The following is a 19,233-nucleotide window of genomic DNA, read 5'->3' as shown; positions in this document are numbered from 1 at the left end:
CGCGATGACCGTCAGCCCCGCTGTGGCGGGACCTGCGGCCCAAGGGCTGACCGGCACGTTCCGGACTACGGCGGCCCCGCCGGCTCGACAACCAACTCCATTCCAACTTTGCCGACGACGCGTACGGACTGGCCTGATTCAATGTGGCGCGACGTCTTCGCGCGCCAGTATTCTCCCGCGACATAGACGGTCCCGACGGTATCAAAGGACTCGCGCGCGGTGCCGGTCAGGCCGATCATCCCTTCGTCGCCGGTGACAGGGTTGCGCCGGCGCGCCTTCAATGCGAGACCGGCGGCGAGAGCGAAGAATGCGACCGTCGTGCCGACCACGGCGAGGATCACGGTGAATGATACGCGCGCGGCCGGGTCGGGAGAATCGATCAGCATCATCGAGCCGATAATCATGGCAATCGCGCCGCCGATGGTCAGCAGACCATGACTGATGATCTTGACCTCCATGATGAAGAGAATGATGGCCAGGATTATCAAAGACAGTCCGGCATAGTTAATCGGCAACGTCTGCAGCGAATAGAAACCGAGAATCAGGCAGATGGCGCCGACCACGCCGGGGAAGATCGAACCGGGGTTGTACAGCTCCATCATGATGCCCAGCCAGCCGATCGACATGAGGATATAGGCGATGTTGGGGTCGGTGATGACACCGAGCGCCTTTTCGCGCCAGGATGCCGCAATGCGATGAACGTCCGCCCCGGCGGTGTTCAATGTGTCGATGCCGCGCGGCAGATCGGTGGTGCGTCCGTGAAGCGAGTCGAGCAGGTCGCTGAGATTGGCGGCGATGAAATCGATGGCGTTGGAATCGAGCGCCTCATCGGCGGTCAGCGATTCGGACTCGCGCACAGCCCGTTCGGCCCAGTGATCGTTGCGCCCGCGCCGTTTGGCGAGCGCGCGAATGTTCGCGGCGGCATCGCTTTCGGCTTTGTGCGACATGGTCGAGTCCATCTCGCCTTGCAATGACACCGGGTGCGCGGCGCCGGCGTTGGTGCCCGGCGCCATGACCGCGAAATGGGCCGACATCAGGATGAACACGCCCGCCGATGTCGCGCTCGCCCCTTGCGGCGAGACATAGACGACAACCGGAACATTCGATTTCAGGATCGTTTGCGTAATCTTCTTGGTGGTCGACACCAATCCGCCCGGCGTGTCCAATTCGATGATGAGCGCTTCGGATCCGGACTCTTCGGCCTCCTCGACAGCGTCCTCAATCATCATTTCAGTCACCGGACCGATGGGACCGTCGATGGTCATGACATCGACAGTCGCCGCCGACGCATGGGCGGTGAGCGTCGCAGCAAACAACAGGCAGACGACAGTGCAACGCACCGACGCATGTCGGCTCGCGCGGGACGAGACTCTGGGGCGTTGTCTGGGCATCGTTGTCAAACTGCAACCAAGAGGAGAATCGCGTCTACGTCAACAGCAAACAGAACGGTGTGACGGATCACCCCGCGTTGGCTCTGTCCCACATGATTGTACCGCCGACTACGGCCATGTCAACTTTCGTCAAAAAGATGTCCGCGGGCCGGCATGTGAAGATGTTGCGATCCAGCACAACCAGATCGGCCAGTTGACCCGGAAGAATGCGTCCTCGTCGTTCGCCACCGCCGCAGGCATACGCGGCTCCGGCGGTGAATCCCCAAACCGCCTCCCACACCGACAACCGCTGACGTGAGTGCCAGGAGCCGCGATTGTCGTCGGGGCGGGCCCGATGGACGGCGGCGCCGATGCCATCGAGCGGACAGAGCGGTTCAATCGGCACATCCGAGCCGAATGCCAGCGGAACTCCGGCATCCCAGAGCGACCGCAGCGCAAACGCGTTGCGCGCGCGCGTTCCCCAGTGGCGGTCGGCGATGTCGCGGTCGGTCAACAAATGCGACGGCTGCATCGATGCGATGATGCGGGTTCCCACAAGTTTCTTCAGATCGTTCGGCTGCAAGAGCTGCAAGTGCTCGATGCGGGGCGGCTGGCAGCGCGGGAAGCGTTGGTTGTACTTGCGCATGACGTCGATGGCCGCGCCGACCGCCGCATCGCCGATCGCATGAACGCAAATGGAAAGGCCGTGGCTGGTCGCACGTCGGACCACTCCGTCGAACCTGTTTTGGTCGAGACGGCAAATCCCGCGATTCGCGCGGTCGCCCGAGTACGACTGATACATCCAGGCGGTGCGTGAACCGAGCGCGCCATCGAGAAAGACCTTCACCGCGCCGATAGTGATCCACTCGTTGCCGATGCCGGACCGCAAACCGAGTGCGATGGCACTGTCCATGTCGTGCAGCGCGACCGATTTCCACAATCGGAGGCGGAGCCGGGCACTGTCGTGCAATGACTGAAACACCGAGAGCGTCTCCGGGACGCCCATGTCGCCGATGGCGACGACACCCACCGCGTGCGCGCGTCGCTGTGCGGCGAGAACGGCCCGTTCCATGGCACGGTGTGTCGGCTTGGGCAGCGCCTCCCAGACTCTGTTGCAGACGGTTTCCAGGACCATGCCGGTCGGCTCGCCGCGTGCGTCGCGTACGATGCGGCCGCCGTCGGGATCAGGCGTCGCGCGATCGATCCGGCAGCGACGCAACGTCTCGGAGTTGACCCACATCGCGTGCTCGTCGTGGCTCTCCATCACCACCGGGCGGTCCGGGCATATTCTGTCGAGCATGTGACGCGTCGGCGACACGCCTCCCCAGAGGTTCACATCAAATCCGGCGCCGGTCAGCCATTGACTGCGGGACGATGATCGCTGGGCATGCCCGCGGATTCGCTTCAGGGCTGTCTGTACCGAAGTCGCGCCGGTCAAATCGACGGTATCGAGACTGAGTGCCCATTTGAGAAAGTGGGTGTGCGCATCGGTGAAGGCGGGCAGCAGCAGACGCCCTTTCAGATCAATCGTCCTTGCGCGCCGGAACTCGATGGGCGCATCTCCGCTGTTTCCGATCCAGACGATGCGCCCGCCCTGGGTTACGACTTCGCCGACGGCCGGACGGTCGACGTCCATCGTCACGATGGATCCGTTGATGAATCGCAGCGTCGGCGAATTCGTCACCGTGATACTCCCTCGCACCTGACCAACACGCGCGTGTCGCCTTCGCGTCGGGTCAGCCCCTCGCGGTCCAATTGCTCGCCAATGGGGACGGCATACTTTCGCGTCGTGCCCAACAGATCACGGAGCGTCCCGGCCGTCAGCGCGCCCTCGGACTGCAGCGCTCCGATGACTTGTTGCCTGATCGCATCGAACGACTCCGACGGGAAGATCACCCCATCGGACAGGTTGATCACGCGGCCGGTGTCGATCCAGTACTGGATGATCGCCCGTGCGTGCGGCGATTGCGCTTCAAGATCGGGGCGCGTCGGCGGCTGCGCGCCGCCGTCGCACAGCGATTGCCACAGCCGCGATTCATCACCTGCCCATTCCCGCGGCAATGCCTGCTGATGGCCCGACAGACTAAACACTTCGGCGTTACGCTTCGCAGCTCCGCTTGCCAGCATGGCCGACGCGATCTTCTCGGCCGCTGGCGCCGGTACGCGCGCACGATTTGCCCACTCGCTCAGGTTGAGGCCGGGGAGGTACGGATGTTGCGCGAGCGTGTCAGCGAGCGTCTGTTTCATAGCGTCCGACCATGTTCCGAACTGTTGGGACCAAAACAGGAGCCCGCCGTGATCTTGCACGGCACCGGCAGCAATCAAGTCATCCAGCCCCTGCGCGATTTGATCGCGGGTCCACAATCCGGTTCTCAATACTTCATTGTGCGCGACGTATCCCATCCGCTGGAGATCCGTCTCAAGAAACGTCATCAGACTCCGATCACGTCGTCGCTGCAATCCCGCGATGAATCGCTCCTGACGGCGCATCCGCTTGTCTCCGCCGAGATCCAGCACGGTCCCGCCGCCCACGGTGACCTGCGGCGTCGGCCAGCGCAGGACGAAGTGATCGAGCAGACGCACAGTAATCGCTTCCTTCAATCGCAGTTCGCACAGCGCGACCGATCCGGGCGCGATCTGCTCCGTATCGAGCGGGAATGCGGACGCTTCAGTTTCGGACGTTCCCAACAGCACCAGCACCTGGCGTCCGGTTTCCAATGGCGAGACGGAGTCGGCCCACACGCTGACGTCCGCCCACAAGCGATCGTACGTATCGGTGTCGTCGTTCGCGACCAGGCACTGTCCCCGGCGCATTTGCGCGCGTTCGACGCCCGACAGATTGACCGCCACGCGATGACCCGCCTGAGCGCGCGCGACCGATTGCTTGTGGATCTGCAGGTCGCGTATGCGGGCGCCGAAACTCTCCGGTGCGATCGTGATCTGTTGGCCCGCCTGCAGTGCGCCGTCGATCAGGGTGCCCGTGACGACGACGCCGCGTCCGGTCATCGCAAAGACGCGATCGATGTATAACCGCGGACGGCCGATGTCGCGGCGCGGCGACAGCGATCCGGCCAGCGCATCGATGGCGGCGCGCAGATCGTCCAACCCATGTCCCGAAATCGAATCGACCGGAACGATCGGAGCCGATTCCAGGGCGGACGGCTTCAGTCGCGCGGCGATGTCGGTTTGCACCAGATACAGCCAATCGCGTTCGACCGTATCGCACTTGGTGAGCGCCACAATCCCGCACTCGATTCCCATGTATTCGAGAATGGCCAGATGCTCCGAAGTTTGCGGCATCCATCCGTCGTCGGCGGCGATGACCAACAGGACGAAGTCGATCGCGCCGACACCGGCGATCATGTTGCGGATAAAGCGTTCGTGACCGGGCACATCGACGATGCCGATACTGCGTCCCGATGGTGTGGTCATCCAGGCAAAGCCCAGATCAATGGTCAGGCCGCGCTCTTTCTCTTCGGGCAGGCGGTCGGGGTCGATCCCGGTCAGCACCTTGACCAGTGTCGATTTGCCATGATCGACATGGCCGGCGGTTCCCATTACAAACATGACGGTGCGATAGTCCTGGATTCGTCGGGGGTTACCTGGTCGATGCCACCTGAAGGAAGTGCTCGATTTCCGCGTCCTCGCCGGCAAGTACCGTGCGCAGTGAGAAAACAAGCGCGCCATCTGTGATGGTCCCGACGATCGGCGGGGTGTGTGCCCGCGCGCGTGCCTCCAGGGCGTCGGCCGACGCTCGACCCGTAAGACGAAGTCCCCATCCCGGCAGCACGGCTTCCGGGGCCGCGCCGCCGCCGAATGTGTCGTTCGTCGTGACCGCTTTCGACATCCATCCGAATTCATTCGCGACGGCGGCCAATCGTTCGGCACGGCGCTGCAGCTCGTGTGCCGTCACTGCCGCGAGCTGATACAACGGGATCAGTTGCCCGGCGCGCCCGCTGCGGTGCGCCGCTACGATGTATTCCAGCGCGAGCAACGTGGCCTTCCCCGGCCGAAATGCTCGATAGAGCGGGTCGGCACGGAGACGTTTGATCAAATCCGATTCCCCCAGGATCAGACCTCCCTGGGGACCGCCGAGCAATTTGTCGCCCGAACCGGTCGCAAGATGCACTCCACTGGCCACGGCATCGCGGAGCGTCGGTTCGCCGGAGAGAGCGGGAACATCGACGCCGTCGACGGCTCCCGAACCGATATCCCACACGACCGGGAGGGACTTACGCTTTCCCAGCGCGGCCAGATCGGACGCAGAAACCTCTTCCACAAAACCCTTCTGCACGAAGTTGGACCGGTGGACCTTCAGAATCAAACCGGTCTGCGGTCCACAGGCGGCTTCGTAGTCGCGCAGTGAAGTCTTGTTGGTCGTACCGACTTCGTGCAGGACGGCGCCGCTGCGCGCCAGCACCTCAGGGATGCGAAATCCGCCGCCGATCTGCACGAGTTCACCGCGCGAAATGACGACTTCGCGATTCCAGGCCAGGGTCGTGAGTGCCAGATACACTGCCGCGGCATTGTTATTTACGATCAGCGCACCCTCGGCACCGGCCAACGCGGCCAGCCCGGCTTCCACTGTCGCACCACGCACGCCGCGTGTCCCGCTCTCGAGATCGTATTCGAGCGTGACATACCCGGCGAGACGTTCGGCAATCTGATCGACCATGAAACGGCTCCACGGTGCGCGTCCGAGATTGGTGTGCAGCAGGACGCCGGTGGCATTGATGACACGCTGCAATCCGAATGGAGTCTCGGCGCGCGTCCGGACAGCATCAATCAGTTCATCAACATTGGGCCAATCGGTCGGGGAATTCTGTTGCCGCCGCACACCGGAGAGGACGGCGCGCACGTGGTCTGTGATGATCGGGCGTCCGTGTTGACTGACGAGATCGGCAAGCCGCTCGTTGGAAACCAGCACTTCGACAGAGGGGGGGCGGGCAGACATATGAGCCATCACGCGTGGGAGTGTCGAGTCGAATCAAACGGAAGGGGTGGGAATCGAACCCACCGCGCCCTCGCGTCTGCGAAGTCGCCTACGGATTTGAAGTCCGCGCCGGCCACCAGACCGAATCCTCTTCCGGGACAAATATAGGGATTCGAGAGTGGCATCGAAACGGGGTTCGTGACACACCCATCCGCGACAATGCGACGTGTCAAATCGACGCGACGCTCATCGTCAGCGGATCGTCGACTTCCATTGCTTCCTTGATCACATACGCCTCGGCGTGGCGTTTGCGTATCAGCCGTCCGAGTTGCTGCGCCTCGGTGTCCATGAGATCATAGATGCTGATCCCCGGGGCATAGATTTCGCGTGTACCCTGCTCGCGCGTGCCGAATTGGGTCGCGTAGGCCGCCACCGCGTGATTCTTGCGCTCAAATTGCTGGGTAATGTCGATGATGAACGAATACGGCGGCTGACGAAAGAACGCCGTGTAGAGGATTTTGTGGGGACGGTGCGGTTCGCCGGGCAGATCGAGCTTCTTGAGTCCGGCCAGGAAACAGGCGTCGTAGGCGATCGCCCCCGCGACACGATGGTCGGGATGGCGCTGTTCCCAATGGGGAAGGATGACCAACTTCGGCCTCAGGCGTCGAAGAACGTCGGCGACCATCAGGCGATTCTCCAGCGTATTGTCGAGCCGGGCATCGGGCATGTTGAGATTCTCTCGGTGAGCGACATTCATGATCTGTGCTGCCGCAACCGCCTCGGCCTCGCGTTCGGCAGCGCTGCCGCGTGTGCCCATCTCCCCCGCCGTGAAATCGACGATGCCGGTACGGTATCCCTTGTCGGCCAGCTTGATTAAGAGTCCGCCGCAGGTGATTTCGATGTCGTCGCGGTGCGCCGCCAGGGCCAATGCGTCGACGGTGGTGTTCTGCTCGTTGGTCATATGGTCTCCGCGAATTCTCCGTCTATTGGAGCTGTTGGTCATCGTGTCGGTGCTTTGTCCCCACCCGATGCGTCCAGCGGAGGGACCGACATCAGGTGTTCGTGGTCTTCATTGCCTCAGGAGTCGCCGGTACATGTCCTCATACAGCGGCACGACCGCATCGGCGGTGAAGTTGTCCCTGACATGCTGCAGGCCGCCGGCCCGCAACGACTCATGGAGATTCTTGTCTGTCAGAATCGCGGAGAGACGTTCGCTGCCGCCGACATAATCATCCGGGTCGACCAGGAAACCGGTCTTGCCATCCTCAATGAGTTCGGGAACACCCCCGACGCGCGAGGCAACCACCGGCACGCCGCACGCCATCGCTTCGAGAGCCGCCAATCCGAATGCCTCATAGTGCGACGGCAGCAGGAAGGCATCGGCGGCGCAGAGTATGTCGGCGATGTCTTCACGATTGCCCAGAAACGAGACCTTGTCGGCAACGCCGAGCGCCTGCGCCACTGCGGTCGCATCCGCGGTCTGCGGCCCATCGCCGATCATGAGCAGCCGAGAGGGGACGGTCCGACTCGCCTGGGCGAACATCTGGACCACGCCGGTTACATTCTTGACCGGACGGAAATTCGAGAGGTGCGCGACGATTTTCTCGCCGGGATCGGCGAACCGTTGACGGCATAAATCGGCCGCGCGCGGGTAGAAGCGTGACGTGTCGACGAAATTGCGGATGACTTCGATGTGACGCTGCGTGCCGAAGACGCTGACGGTCTTATCCTTCAAGAACCGGGATACAGCGGTCACCCCATCGACAGCGTCGATGGCGAACCGCGTGATCTCCCAGAACGAGCGGTCCGACCCGACCAGCGTGATATCGGTGCCATGGAGCGTGCAGAGCACGCGCGGCGCCGTCGGCCCCATCGCCTGCCGCGCGAGATACCCGGACACGGCATGCGGAATCGCGTAGTGGACATGGAGGACGTCCAGCGTTTCACGCTGGGCGACCTCGATCATCTTCGACGCCAGCGACAGAGTGTACGGTGCGTGCTCGAACAGCGGGTAGCTCGGTGTGACCACCTGATGAAAGTACAGCGCGGCATTGAGCTGTTCGAGACGGTACGGCAACGCGCTGCTGATGAAGTGGACTTCGTGGCCGCGCGCGGCCAAACGGACACCCAGTTCGGTGGCGAGGATGCCCGAACCGCCCGGCACGGGATAGCAGGTGATCGCGATCTTAAGCGGGCGGGAAGCTGAATCGGAGGCGGGCATCGGCGTGGCGGCTATGGCACGAGGAGCTGGTGGTCCGGCGTGTCGGTACGCAGTTGCCTGCGAATGCGTTCGATGGCCCCGAAGCCGTACTTGTTGAGATAGTAGGCGATCCCGAAGATACGTTCCTGGGGCTGGCCCTCCGGATACAGGTGTGCGGCCAACTTGTAAAACTTGGCGCGAATCTCTTCGCCCTTTCGCTTGTGCGCCTGAAACGCTTTTTTCTCAAGCTGTTCCAGCATCGAAAGAATCCGGCCCGCACCGACGTCGAATGACTTTTCCAGCGTCGGCTCGAACGTCGAGACCGTCATTTTGAGTTCGTCCAGACGCCGGCGCCACGCGGCGCGTTCATCGGCGAATCGTGATTCCAAATCCTGCGGGAACGACTGCTCGAAGTGCCGGTTGATCAGCGCTTCGATGTCACCGAAGAAGTCGGCGACATGATGCCCGAGGGATTGAACCGCGCGCACGGTTTTGCTTTCGGTGATCGTCGCGGACACGCGTGGCAGCACAACCGGCATGGTCAGATCGAAGCGGTCGAACAAGCTGCGCGCCTGCGCCCAATAGGCGATCTCCGACGGGCCGCACACCGCCGCGACGACCGGAAACAGATACGACTGAACCACAGGGCGGAAGAGCACGCCCGGCGAAAAGGCGGTCGCATTCCGTTCGAGAATTGAGACCCACTCGCCGCTCGGGCGCGCCCGGTCTCCGCCTTCGGGATCGGTCCAGAGCCGGCCGTTGGCAAACCGCAACGCGTGCCGTCCCTCGGCAATGTAAAACAGGTGCGTGTGCCCGTCGGGATGCGCCACCTGCTTGTGATACCCCGCTTCCTCGAGGCGATAGCCGATGTCGGCGAGCGCCGAGGCGGTGTCGTCGGGGCCGCGCAGTTCTTCCGCTACCAACGGCGCGGAGAGCGATTTGGCTTCGGGATCAGACGGATCGAACATCACCAGCCCCAGCGGACCCAGCATGCGCGTCATCCAACGCCCAAATGCCTCGACCATCGTGCGCGAGGGCGTGTAATCCTCGTGGAGCGCAGTTGTAACCGAGTCGCTGAACTCCGTTTTGAGCTGTAATGATTGCAATTCGTTCAGGACACGATGGATGTCATCGCCGAGCGTGATCTGAGAGGCGGGGGTGCGCTCGGGCAGGCCGGGCACATCGAGTTGCAGACGCTGCACGTCGTTTTGAGTATCAGGGAACGCGGTCCAGCGGATTTCTTCGAAGTCGTGGTCGTCGGCCGCCATCCAGAATACCGGGACAACCGGCCGTCCCAACTGCTTCTCAAGTTGGGCCGCCCAGCCGATGACCGCCAGTGCCTTGTATTGCGTGTACAACGGTCCCCCCAGCAGCCCCGCCTGCTGCCCGGTGAACACACACACGGACTTCGGATCGGCGAGCTTGCGCGCATTGTCGAGGGCCGCACCGGGTGCGTCGAGCGCTTCATTCTGACGGAGCAGGAGTCTCGTAATCCGTGCGCGGTCGACTGTGTCGTTGCACGTGACCCGTCGTGCACAAGAGATGAACGCCTCGGGCGACGGATGCGGCCACTGGAAGAATCGGCCGGTGCGATCGGGATCGTAAAGGGTATCGAGGTAGAGACGCTTGCGTCCCGCAATCTTGCCGGTATGGATCGGATCGGCGGTCATCATCGGTGCTGACGGCAGTTCATACGAAATCCAGTCGTAAATATAATCGGCGTCCGCGAGTTCCCGGCGGTCCGCCGCTAAATCCACTTGCGCCGTTTGAAAAACCACAACATTCCGACGACGACCGTGATGGTGATCCCCCAGAAGAACTTGTAGCCATGGACCCAGTGGAGCTCGGGCATACGGGCAAAATTCATTCCATACAGACCCGTCAGGAATGTCAACGGCAAAAGGATCGTCGAGATGATCGTCAACACCTTGATCGTCTCGTTGGTCTTCGATTGCACGGTCGAGAAATAGACCTCCAGCACGGAATTGAGCGTGTCGCGAAAGGAGTCGGCCAATTCGTTGATGCGCTGCATGTGGTCGAACACGTCGCGGTAGTACACGCGCGCCTTCGAGCCGATCAGCGGGAAACGGGAACGGGAGAATCGGTCGAGCATCTCGCGGAGGGGCGTCACGACGCGTTTCAGATGCGACAGATCGCGCTTGAGGTTGAACACGCGGCGGACGATCGCATCGTCGGCGTCCCGGAACACCTCATCCTCGACGCGGTCGACCTCGTCTTCGATTTTCTCCATCGTGACATCGTAATGATCGACCATGTGGTCCAGCAGCGTGTGCAGGAAGAAATCGGCTCCGCGCGAGAGGATGCGTTCCTCGGTGCGGCAGCGTCGGGCGACCGCATCGAGCGGACGAATCGCCTCATCGCGGACGGTCACGACGCCATTGCGCAGGAGAAACACGTGCACGGCCTGGACGCGAAGGCCGGCGGCTACTTCATAGTCGGCGATGCGAAAATCGACGAACAGGTAGCTGTCGTAATCATCGACTTTGGGGCCGGCTTCCTCGCCGATGGCATCCTCGATGGCCAGCGGATGGAATCCGAAGTCGCCGGTCAGGACATACGACTCCTCATCGGCCGGGCGCAGAAAATCGACCCAGAAGACGACTTCCGGATTCTTGATGAGTTCGTCGAACGGCTCGATTCCCTCGCGGCGGACGACGCCATGATCAGCTTGGTAGACGTGAGTCACGATCATTGCGACGCTCCGGAGCCGTTATCGGAACACGGTGTCCCAAAGGGCCGCAATTAAACCTATTGGGCGGATGCCAGCAACGCTCTTTCAGTCGAACACGGGAGGCAAACGGAATGGAAGGACAGATGTTAGGGGATCACATCAAGGCGGCCGCCGGAGATCGACCGGCCGATGCATGCGGGCCACCAGCAATGATCTCAGCGGTACAACCGCGGGAGGGGGTCGATGGCGGCCAAGGGGCGAAAACGTATTCGTGCACGGCGTCAGGCGCTCATCGAGGGCCGCGTTGCAGGGCGAACAACGAGGTAATCGCCGTCGATGATCTTTTTGACCACACGAGCGAATCGGTCGGGCTGCAATCCCTGCAGGCCGTACAACGACCAGCTTTCCTTTTCGCGATCACGCTGAAATGGAATGGTTTTGCGCTTCGGCACAGACACCTCCCGGATACGGACACCACACCTGCGGTGGGAAGGGCGCCGACTGGCGGGCAGGAGGAACACGAATCGCGGATGCCGATCCGGTTCACAGAATCGTTGTTCAGCGCGTTACAAACGAAGCAGGTAATCGGGGCCGCCCATGACACGCGAGGGTGGGCGGGCCAATCTCTCAATCGAAATACGCGATCATGATGACGTGTGTTGAAAAAAACTCAACGCCGTCGGGAATCTATTCGGGCGCATGGGGCCAAATCGACGCCCATTCTGTACAGCCCTCGTATGCTCCCCGAACAAACTTAGTGCCGGCGATTCTCACAACACCATCGACAGCAACGGATTGATCCTCAGGGGTCAACGCTGTGGAGCGGCGGCGGGAGGATCGGTCCCCGCTTGAGATTGCGGTCGAGTCGTTGAACTTCGACTTCCGAAATCAGGACACTGGGCGCGACCGCCGAGACCGGTACCCAGCCCGATTCGGCCCCGCAGACCCCGTTGAATACTCCGAGATCGTCGGATGCCGCCACGATGCTTTCCAGGACGGCCAGCGGGGTCCCGATCAATTCGACTCCCCGGACCAGTTCCTCGCGTCCGTCGCTGACGTAGACTTTCTTGACCACACGCGGCCTCACGCGGAGCGTTTGCACGCCGTAAGACGATGTATTGGTCTCCCCCGCCTCGATATCCTCGAACACCAAGCCGTACTCTTTGCCCTGCCGGCGGCACTGATCGAGCAATTGCGATTTCAGATCGTTGAAAGTGATCGGGGAGCTCGATTCGACGAATAGCGATCCCATTCGGCTGACGGGTTGATGCCAGATGTCGCCGCGGCCGTGTCCGTTCGAGGACGCGATGCCGTGAATCGGTGTCCGGCACATCAGGAAGCTCTCGAGCACGCCGTTGGAGACCAATTGCGCCTTCTGCGACGGGACTCCTTCATCGTCGAATTCATAGCTGCCGTATAAGTCCACGCCCGCGGCGTATTGGCGGGTCGGATCATCGTACACACTTAAGAATTCCGGAATGATGCGCGAGCCCAGCTTATCCTTGAAGGTGTGCCCCTCCGATTCGCGACGTGTCCGGTGGCCTTCGAGACGATGACCGAGCGCTTCATGGAAGAACACGCCGGAGGCGCCGCGCAGGACGATGGCGGGACCGGTGTAGGGGTCCATCACCGGCGCCTCGCGCAGCGACAACAGCAGCTCCGAGAGCGAATCGGCCGACTGTGCCATCGAGAGCGAGTCGGGCAGCGAAGCCATATCGTGTGTCTTGACGACGTAGCTGAGGTCGATCGGCATGCCGTCGTCGGCGCGCACATGCGCGGACATCGACAACGAATAGTTGTGATCATTGGTGCGCAGACGCGTCCCCTCGCTGGTCAGCAGGTACCGTGTCTGGGCGATGGCGCGCAGTTCGATGTCGGAGTCGTAGATCAGCTCCTCGCGTTTGAACCGGGCGGAAATCGCGCGCAGGACGTTTTTCCAGCGTTTGACGTCGAACGACAGCGTGTCGATCGGCTCGCTGATCGTCACGGGGGCGACCATCGAAAAGTCTTCGGGCGCGTCTTGCTTCTCGATTTTTTGGATCTGTCCGCCGCGCTCGGCGATGTATTCCTCCAGCGCGCTCTTGTACTGGTAATCGGTGATCAGCCACAACTCGTGCCGCAGCGCCGCCGTGTCGTTGTCGATCGGCGCGTAGCTGCGCGAGAAACGGTAGGCGTCGGTGTCGCGTGGGTTGAAATAGAAGCTGTCATCGTCGGTGCTGTTGTCCTGGGCATAGTCGCCGACCCGCACGTCGACGACCAGTCCGCGGTAGTTCTCTCCCCCGGAGGAGACCAGCGCCCCGTAAGAGGCCTCCATCGAGACCGCTTGAATTTCGGTCAGGCGATAGGAGATGAAATACGGCGCATCAAAGTCATCGAGCTTGAGCCGCTGCATTGAGCGTGACAACTCCGATTCCATGGCCTGCATGAGCGGGTCATTCGACGCCGAAGCGGCTGCCGGGGTCACTCTGGCCAACACGGCGGCGATGAGCAGCGCCGTCGTCAACACTTTTGCCGACATTCCCTTTGTCATGGACAACATACCCTTTCCACGGTTGAAACAATTCACCGGCCGATCCTCGCGTTGTTAATGCACTGCCAGCGAGCGTCTGTCAACGTCTCTCGCGTCGCTTGCCGACCTGCGTCTTGATACGGCCACGTGACTTGACGGTTGACTTGTTCTTCGTCCTGGCCCCCTTGCGCCCGGACGACTGCCGTCGGACCAGCTCCATGCGCAGCAGCTTCTCCAGACTCGCCTTGGCCGGATCGAAGTTCAGCAACACATGAGTGAAGACTTCATCGACGGTCTCCACCGGGACGTATTCCATCTCCTTGGAGATGCGTCGCGGGACATCCTGCAGGTCCTTGATATTCTGCCGGGGCACGATCATTCTGTGAATCCCGACACGATGGGCCGCGGCGACCTTTTCCTTGATACCCCCGACGGGCAGGACCTTTCCCCGCAATGACACCTCGCCGGTCATGGCAAAGTCATTACGGACCGCCCGCTCGGACATGACCGACGCGATAACGACCGTAATCGTGATGCCGGCCGAGGGGCCATCCTTCGGGATGGCACCCGATGGAAAGTGCACATGGATGTCATAGTTGCCGAAGTCGTCGTGCCGGATTCCCAGCCAGTCGGCCCGCGACCGGACCCAGGAGTGAGCCGCCTGGATCGACTCGCGCATGACCTCCCCCAGGGAGCCGGTCGAGATCACATTGCCGGAGCCGCGCATTTTGAGGGCTTCAATGAGCATGATATCGCCGCCCGTCTGAGTCCAGGCAACACCCATGGCCACACCGATCTCCGGCTTCGCCTCGGCCTTTTCGGGGATGTAAACGGGAGTACCGAGCAACTTTTCCACCTGCTGGGCGCCGATGCGAACGAACCCACGCTGCCCTCCGGCCCGCTCGGCCGCCAAGTGCCGGCAGATCACTTCCAATGCCTTCTTCAGTTCGCTCAGTCCGGCTTCCAGCGTGTACTCGCGAATGACCTTTTGGACAGCGGCGACCGTCAATGTGAATTCGCTCTCGGGAAGTCCGTGCAGACCGAGCTGGCGCGGCCAGAGATACTTAAATGTGATCTCCGCCTTGTCTTCCATCAGGTAGCCCGGCAACTCGACCATCTCCATGCGTTCGGCAAGCATCTCCGGAATTGTCTCGGCATCGGTGGCGGTGCAGATGTAGAGCACGCGCGACAGATCGTAGGGAAACTCGAGGTAGTAGTCCCAAAAGTCGTGATTCACGCCCGGGTCCATTCCCTCCATTAGGACAGCGGCAATGTCGGTGTTGCCGTTATCGGAGCCGAGTCGGTCAATGTCTTCGAGAATACAGGCCGGGTTGGTTACCCCGACCGCCCGTAACTGCCGAAGCAGCCGTCCGGGCATTGCGCCGGGGAAGGTGCGACGGTTTCCCTTCAGAACCCCCTCTGATCGGAGCAGGCCAACATTGAGGGAGATCAGCGGCCGACGCAGGGCCCGGGCGATCCCGCGCGCCAGAAGGGTCTTGCCGACCCCCGCCGGACCCACGAGGCAGAGCACATTGGGCGTCGTTTGCCCGGTTTGCAGTCGCACGGCGATGTACTCGCAGATGCGTTCCTTGGCCCGCCGTTGGCCGTAGACTTCCTCGTCCAATACACGAAGAACCTCGTTGATGTCGGTCCGCTCGTGGGCCGTGGCGGTCCAGGGAATGTTGATCAGCCAGTCGATGTAGTTGCGAATCTCCGAGTATTCCGCCGACGCGGTGGAGATGACGCGCAGACGTTCCAGCTCGCTTCGGACACGACGCGCCACCGGTGCCGGCAAGCCGGCACGTCCGATCTGATCGGCCAACTGATCGAGTTCGGTTGCGCCGGCATCCAGTACCTCCAATTCTTTGCGGACCGCTTCGAATTGGGCGCGGAGGAACTCCACACGCTGCCGCTTTTCGACCGCCGCCCCGGCGCGCCGATCCAGGTCGTGCTTGCGGTCGGCACCGGCAACTTCGACCCGCAACAACTCAGCCAACAGATCGAGACGGGCGATCGGGTCGGGCATTTGGGCCAGACGCCACTTGTCATCCTGGGGAAAGTGAACCGAGGCAGCCAACAAATCCGAGTAGCGGTCTGCCTGATCACGGGCCAGTTCAGCGACTCGGACCAGCTCAATCGGGTATTGGCCCCCCTGCTCCACCAGCGCCAGCAGCAAGTCGTGGCAGACTCGAATCTTCTCAGCCGCAACCTGGGGATCGGCAACGGTCTCGACGACCGCTTCGATCAGCGCTGTGACTGCCGTTGCCGAATCCTCGACACGGACCAAGCGTGCCCGTGAGAGCCCTTCAACGTCGACACGCCAACGCCCCGGCCCCAATTCGCGTGAGGACAGCACCCGGCAGGCAATGCCCACCGAGGGCAGCAAGTTCTTCAATCGCTCCCGGTCGTATTCGGTCGTGGTCCAGACGGCCCAAAACGGGGTCGGACGCTCCCGAATCTGCGCGAGGACTTGAAGCGCATACGGGGTGCGAAAGTTCAGCGAGACGACCGCCAAAGGAAAGGGGACCTCGCTTTGGATGGGAATCACCGGGACGGGTTCAGACAACAATTCATCGCGCCCGTCGAATGGTATCACCACCGATCGCTCGATATCCGTCATGTGCACACCATTGTCTTCGGACAAGCCATCCCCTATACCCGAAAAATCGGTCGCCGGGCCGCATTATCGAGCAACGATCACGCGGGGTATATCAGGGGCGTCATCGCAGCGGGCAAGGACTTAAAGTAACCGTTGAATCGCGCGGCACGGGCGTTGATTTTAACGTGTTGGAGTTAAGTCGGTTAGAGATTTGGCGCGCCGTTTCGGGCGCGCCAAATCGTGAGGTTTTGTGTCGGAGATTTCTCCTCCGACCGTGTTGAGGACTGTCAGACGTCTATTGGTGAGGCGCTATGGAATTCGTTTCCGGGAGGATGCTCCGGAGAAACGGAGACTCACAGATAATGGACGTCACATCAGCCGGCTAACTCTCCGCGCGTGAGGTCGCGACGACATTGGTCGCCTGCAGGCCCTTGGGTCCCTCGACAATTTCGAAGCTGACGCGGTCACCCTCGCGGAGCGTCTTGAATCCATCGCCCTGGACGGCGGTGTAGTGAACAAAGATGTCTTTGCCGACGCCTTCCTGCGTGATGAATCCAAACCCCTTGGAGTCGTTAAACCATTTCACGGTCCCTTCTGGCAAGCCTGTCACCACCTTTCTGTCATGCTGATAGTGTCGTACCACACCATACGCACGACCAACCCATCCCGACCGAAAGCGGATGCGTCGCTGTGCGCTGACGGATCAGTTCAATGGCTTTGGAGGACAAGGACACCCGTCCATAACCCATACGAATGGCACAAACGCACTCGACTGTGGAGTTGATGCTCCTGCTGGTGGACCGACGAAAGCTCCTCGCGTCTTTTGATCCGATTTTAATGTCGATTTGTCCCGGTGTCAACCAAAAAGGATCAAGCGGGGTATACGGCGCACTCGGACACGACAGGCCACAGGCGGGAGATTTCAGCCGCGCACACCGGTCAGGCGGACAATCAATATGGAGACTTCATATAACAGATAAAGCGGGCCTGCTAACATCAACTGGGAGAAAGCGTCCGGGGACGGGGTGATGAAGGCCGCGACAACGAGGATCGTGACAAGCGCATACCGGCGCCCACGACGGAGGGCGGAACTGGAAATCAGACCAATTCGGCCCAGTATAAACGAGGCGATGGGGAGTTCGAAGACCGCGCCGAAAGCCAGCATCATCCAGGTGACAAAGCTGATATAGCGATCGACGGCGATCAGCGGTCGCAGTTTCTCGGTGCCGAATCCCATCAAAAACTTCATACCCACGGGCAAAACCACGAGGTAGCAAAACGCCGCACCGCCGAGAAAGAACACTGTCGCGCTCAAAACGAGAGGAATGGCAATCCAGACCTCATGGGCGTACAGGCCCGGAGCAACGAACCGCCAAGCCTGGTACAGGATGATGGGTACGCTGACGATCAGCCCGGCAAAGAGCGAAATCTTGATCCGTACCGAGAACGCTTCGGTCGGACCCATGAAATAGACTTCGGAAATCGGGCTGGTCAGCCATTCCAGAAGTCGGTCAGAGAAGAAATATGCGACAATGGAGACGATGAGGACGCTGGCGATCGATTTGATCAGACGCCAGCGCAATTCTTCCAAGTGCGCCAGAAAGCTCATTTCCCCGGGATCGGCAGTCATGGATCGGCGGGATGCCGTTTATTCGAGCATTTGCTTGAGTTCTTCGAAGAACTGTGACTTGTCCTGAAACTTGCGGTAGACCGAGGCAAAGCGCACGTAGGCCACTTCGTCGGTCTCGCGCAGCAGGTCCATCACGTGCTCGCCGATCTGTTGCGACGCGACTTCGCCCCGTGACAGGCCATAGATGCGCTTTTCGACCTCGTCGACCATTGCTTCGATCTTTTTGGCCCCGATCGGCCGTTTCTTGCAGGCGACGCGGATTCCCTCGATCAACTTGCCGCGGTCGTAGGGTTCCTGGCGGCCGTCGTTTTTGACCACCATCAACTCGACCTTTTCGATGTACTCGTAGGTGGTGTAACGCTCTTTGCAGCCGAGGCATTCACGGCGGCGGCGTACGCCGCGCCCCTCTCTGACCGAGCGCGAATCGACCACCCGATCTTCATCGTGTCCGCAGAACGGACAATTCATGGCACAGCTTCCCTCGGCGCGATGATGACGGCAGCCCCCCGTTGCAATCCCGTCCTGGCGGCCGCCGATCCGCGATGCGCGGCGATTTCCAAAAGACCGGTGCCATTGACAACTGCGCCATATTCCTCACGGATGTGCGAGTAGGAGGGAACGATCGGGATTGCGGTGATCGTTCCGACGGACACCACCAGTTCGGCATCGCCAAATAGCCCCGCGACCTGCTCAAAGGGCACGTTCGTAATGAGATTTCCGAACTGATCGCTGACCAGGACAATTCCCAGGACACGTTCATCTCTCACCACGGGGTCCGGCCATTCCAAGCGTACCGGATCATCGATCGTCGGGCCGAATGCCGAAGGGTCTGCGCCCGCGGCCAAATGCGCGGCCGCCGCGGCAAACAGGTCGCGGCCATCGAATGTAACGCCCGCGGATGCCAGGCGGTAACTCCGATTCGTCAGTTCGCGGTATGTCACATTGGTCGGGCCACGCAACACCCAAGTCAGCACCCCATTATCGGGACCAAGAAATGTGTCGCGCTCCGTTTGGACAAGGAGCCCGCGCCGTCCGGAACCGACTCCGGGATCGACGACGGCCACATGGATGCATCCGGGCGGGAAGAACGGGGCCGATTGCAGGAGCGCCCAGGCGCCGCGAGAAATGTCGTGCGGGGGCACGTCAGCGGCGGTCACGACGACTTCGGCGACGGGACAGATCGACTTGATGACGCCGATCATGGCGCCCACGGTGCCATCGGCCATGCCAAAATCGCTCGTCAGCGTGATGATGGGAGCGCGGGGCGGCATACTCATCCGGGTCGGCACCCTGGCCGACT

General features: G+C 61.5%; 15 protein-coding genes and 1 tRNA gene. All 16 read right to left on the bottom strand.

Features of this window, described 5'->3' with window-relative positions:
- Positions 1 to 65: 65 nt before the first annotated feature.
- The 16 genes from VGB22_05050 to VGB22_04975 all read right to left on the bottom strand — a co-directional run bounded on the left by VGB22_05050 (position 66) and on the right by VGB22_04975 (position 19,204).
- Positions 66 to 1,340: a nodulation protein NfeD gene (locus tag VGB22_05050; GenBank protein ID HEX9750638.1), complete on the bottom strand. Its 1,275-nt coding sequence runs from the start codon at positions 1,338 to 1,340 to the stop codon at positions 66 to 68.
- A gap of 118 nt (positions 1,341 to 1,458) precedes the next feature.
- A complete protein-coding gene (locus VGB22_05045; GenBank protein ID HEX9750637.1) occupies positions 1,459 to 3,054 on the bottom strand; it encodes an amidohydrolase in 1,596 nt (531 codons plus the stop codon).
- Positions 3,051 to 4,937, bottom strand: coding sequence for a selenocysteine-specific translation elongation factor (gene selB, locus VGB22_05040; GenBank protein ID HEX9750636.1), 1,887 nt, complete (start codon positions 4,935 to 4,937; stop codon positions 3,051 to 3,053). The genes VGB22_05045 and selB overlap by 4 nt, the downstream gene beginning before the upstream one ends.
- Positions 4,938 to 4,968: 31 nt before the next feature.
- Positions 4,969 to 6,324, bottom strand: coding sequence for an L-seryl-tRNA(Sec) selenium transferase (gene selA / locus VGB22_05035; GenBank protein HEX9750635.1), 1,356 nt, complete (start codon positions 6,322 to 6,324; stop codon positions 4,969 to 4,971).
- Positions 6,325 to 6,362: 38 nt separating this feature from the next.
- Positions 6,363 to 6,458: transfer RNA gene (locus VGB22_05030), tRNA-Sec, on the bottom strand.
- 74 nt (positions 6,459 to 6,532) lie between these two features.
- Entirely contained in the window at positions 6,533 to 7,264 is a 732-nt protein-coding gene (gene bshB1 / locus VGB22_05025) for a bacillithiol biosynthesis deacetylase BshB1 (GenBank protein HEX9750634.1), read from the bottom strand.
- A 108-nt stretch (positions 7,265 to 7,372) separates the two neighbouring features.
- A complete protein-coding gene (bshA, locus tag VGB22_05020) occupies positions 7,373 to 8,524 on the bottom strand; it encodes an N-acetyl-alpha-D-glucosaminyl L-malate synthase BshA (GenBank protein HEX9750633.1) in 1,152 nt (383 codons plus the stop codon).
- 11 nt (positions 8,525 to 8,535) lie between these two features.
- The gene (bshC, locus tag VGB22_05015; protein ID HEX9750632.1) at positions 8,536 to 10,176 is read right to left on the bottom strand and encodes a bacillithiol biosynthesis cysteine-adding enzyme BshC; all 1,641 of its coding nucleotides are present in this window, start codon (positions 10,174 to 10,176) and stop codon (positions 8,536 to 8,538) included.
- 74 nt (positions 10,177 to 10,250) lie between these two features.
- The gene (gene corA, locus VGB22_05010; GenBank protein HEX9750631.1) at positions 10,251 to 11,216 is read right to left on the bottom strand and encodes a magnesium/cobalt transporter CorA; all 966 of its coding nucleotides are present in this window, start codon (positions 11,214 to 11,216) and stop codon (positions 10,251 to 10,253) included.
- 260 nt (positions 11,217 to 11,476) lie between these two features.
- On the bottom strand, positions 11,477 to 11,647 hold the full coding sequence (locus VGB22_05005; GenBank protein HEX9750630.1) for a hypothetical protein: 171 nt from the start codon (positions 11,645 to 11,647) through the stop codon (positions 11,477 to 11,479).
- A gap of 350 nt (positions 11,648 to 11,997) precedes the next feature.
- Positions 11,998 to 13,734 (bottom strand): metallopeptidase TldD-related protein, encoded by a 1,737-nt coding sequence (locus tag VGB22_05000; protein ID HEX9750629.1) that lies wholly within the window; start codon positions 13,732 to 13,734, stop codon positions 11,998 to 12,000.
- A 70-nt stretch (positions 13,735 to 13,804) separates the two neighbouring features.
- Entirely contained in the window at positions 13,805 to 16,270 is a 2,466-nt protein-coding gene (gene lon / locus VGB22_04995) for an endopeptidase La (GenBank protein HEX9750628.1), read from the bottom strand.
- A 415-nt stretch (positions 16,271 to 16,685) separates the two neighbouring features.
- Positions 16,686 to 16,904, bottom strand: a complete 219-nt coding sequence (locus VGB22_04990; GenBank protein ID HEX9750627.1) for a cold-shock protein — start codon at positions 16,902 to 16,904, stop codon at positions 16,686 to 16,688.
- Between the two features lie 321 nt (positions 16,905 to 17,225).
- The gene (gene tatC, locus VGB22_04985) at positions 17,226 to 17,933 is read right to left on the bottom strand and encodes a twin-arginine translocase subunit TatC (protein HEX9750626.1); all 708 of its coding nucleotides are present in this window, start codon (positions 17,931 to 17,933) and stop codon (positions 17,226 to 17,228) included.
- A gap of 18 nt (positions 17,934 to 17,951) precedes the next feature.
- Entirely contained in the window at positions 17,952 to 18,401 is a 450-nt protein-coding gene (nrdR, locus tag VGB22_04980; GenBank protein ID HEX9750625.1) for a transcriptional regulator NrdR, read from the bottom strand.
- Positions 18,398 to 19,204, bottom strand: a complete 807-nt coding sequence (locus VGB22_04975) for an SAM-dependent chlorinase/fluorinase (GenBank protein HEX9750624.1) — start codon at positions 19,202 to 19,204, stop codon at positions 18,398 to 18,400. The genes nrdR and VGB22_04975 overlap by 4 nt, the downstream gene beginning before the upstream one ends.
- Positions 19,205 to 19,233: the final 29 nt, after the last annotated feature.

The organism is Candidatus Zixiibacteriota bacterium (genome assembly GCA_036397555.1).
GTDB lineage: Bacteria > Zixibacteria > MSB-5A5 > WJJR01 > WJJR01 > DATKYL01.
The sequence above is the reverse complement of the archived record's forward strand: the minus strand, read 5'-3'. Positions and strand labels throughout refer to the sequence as shown.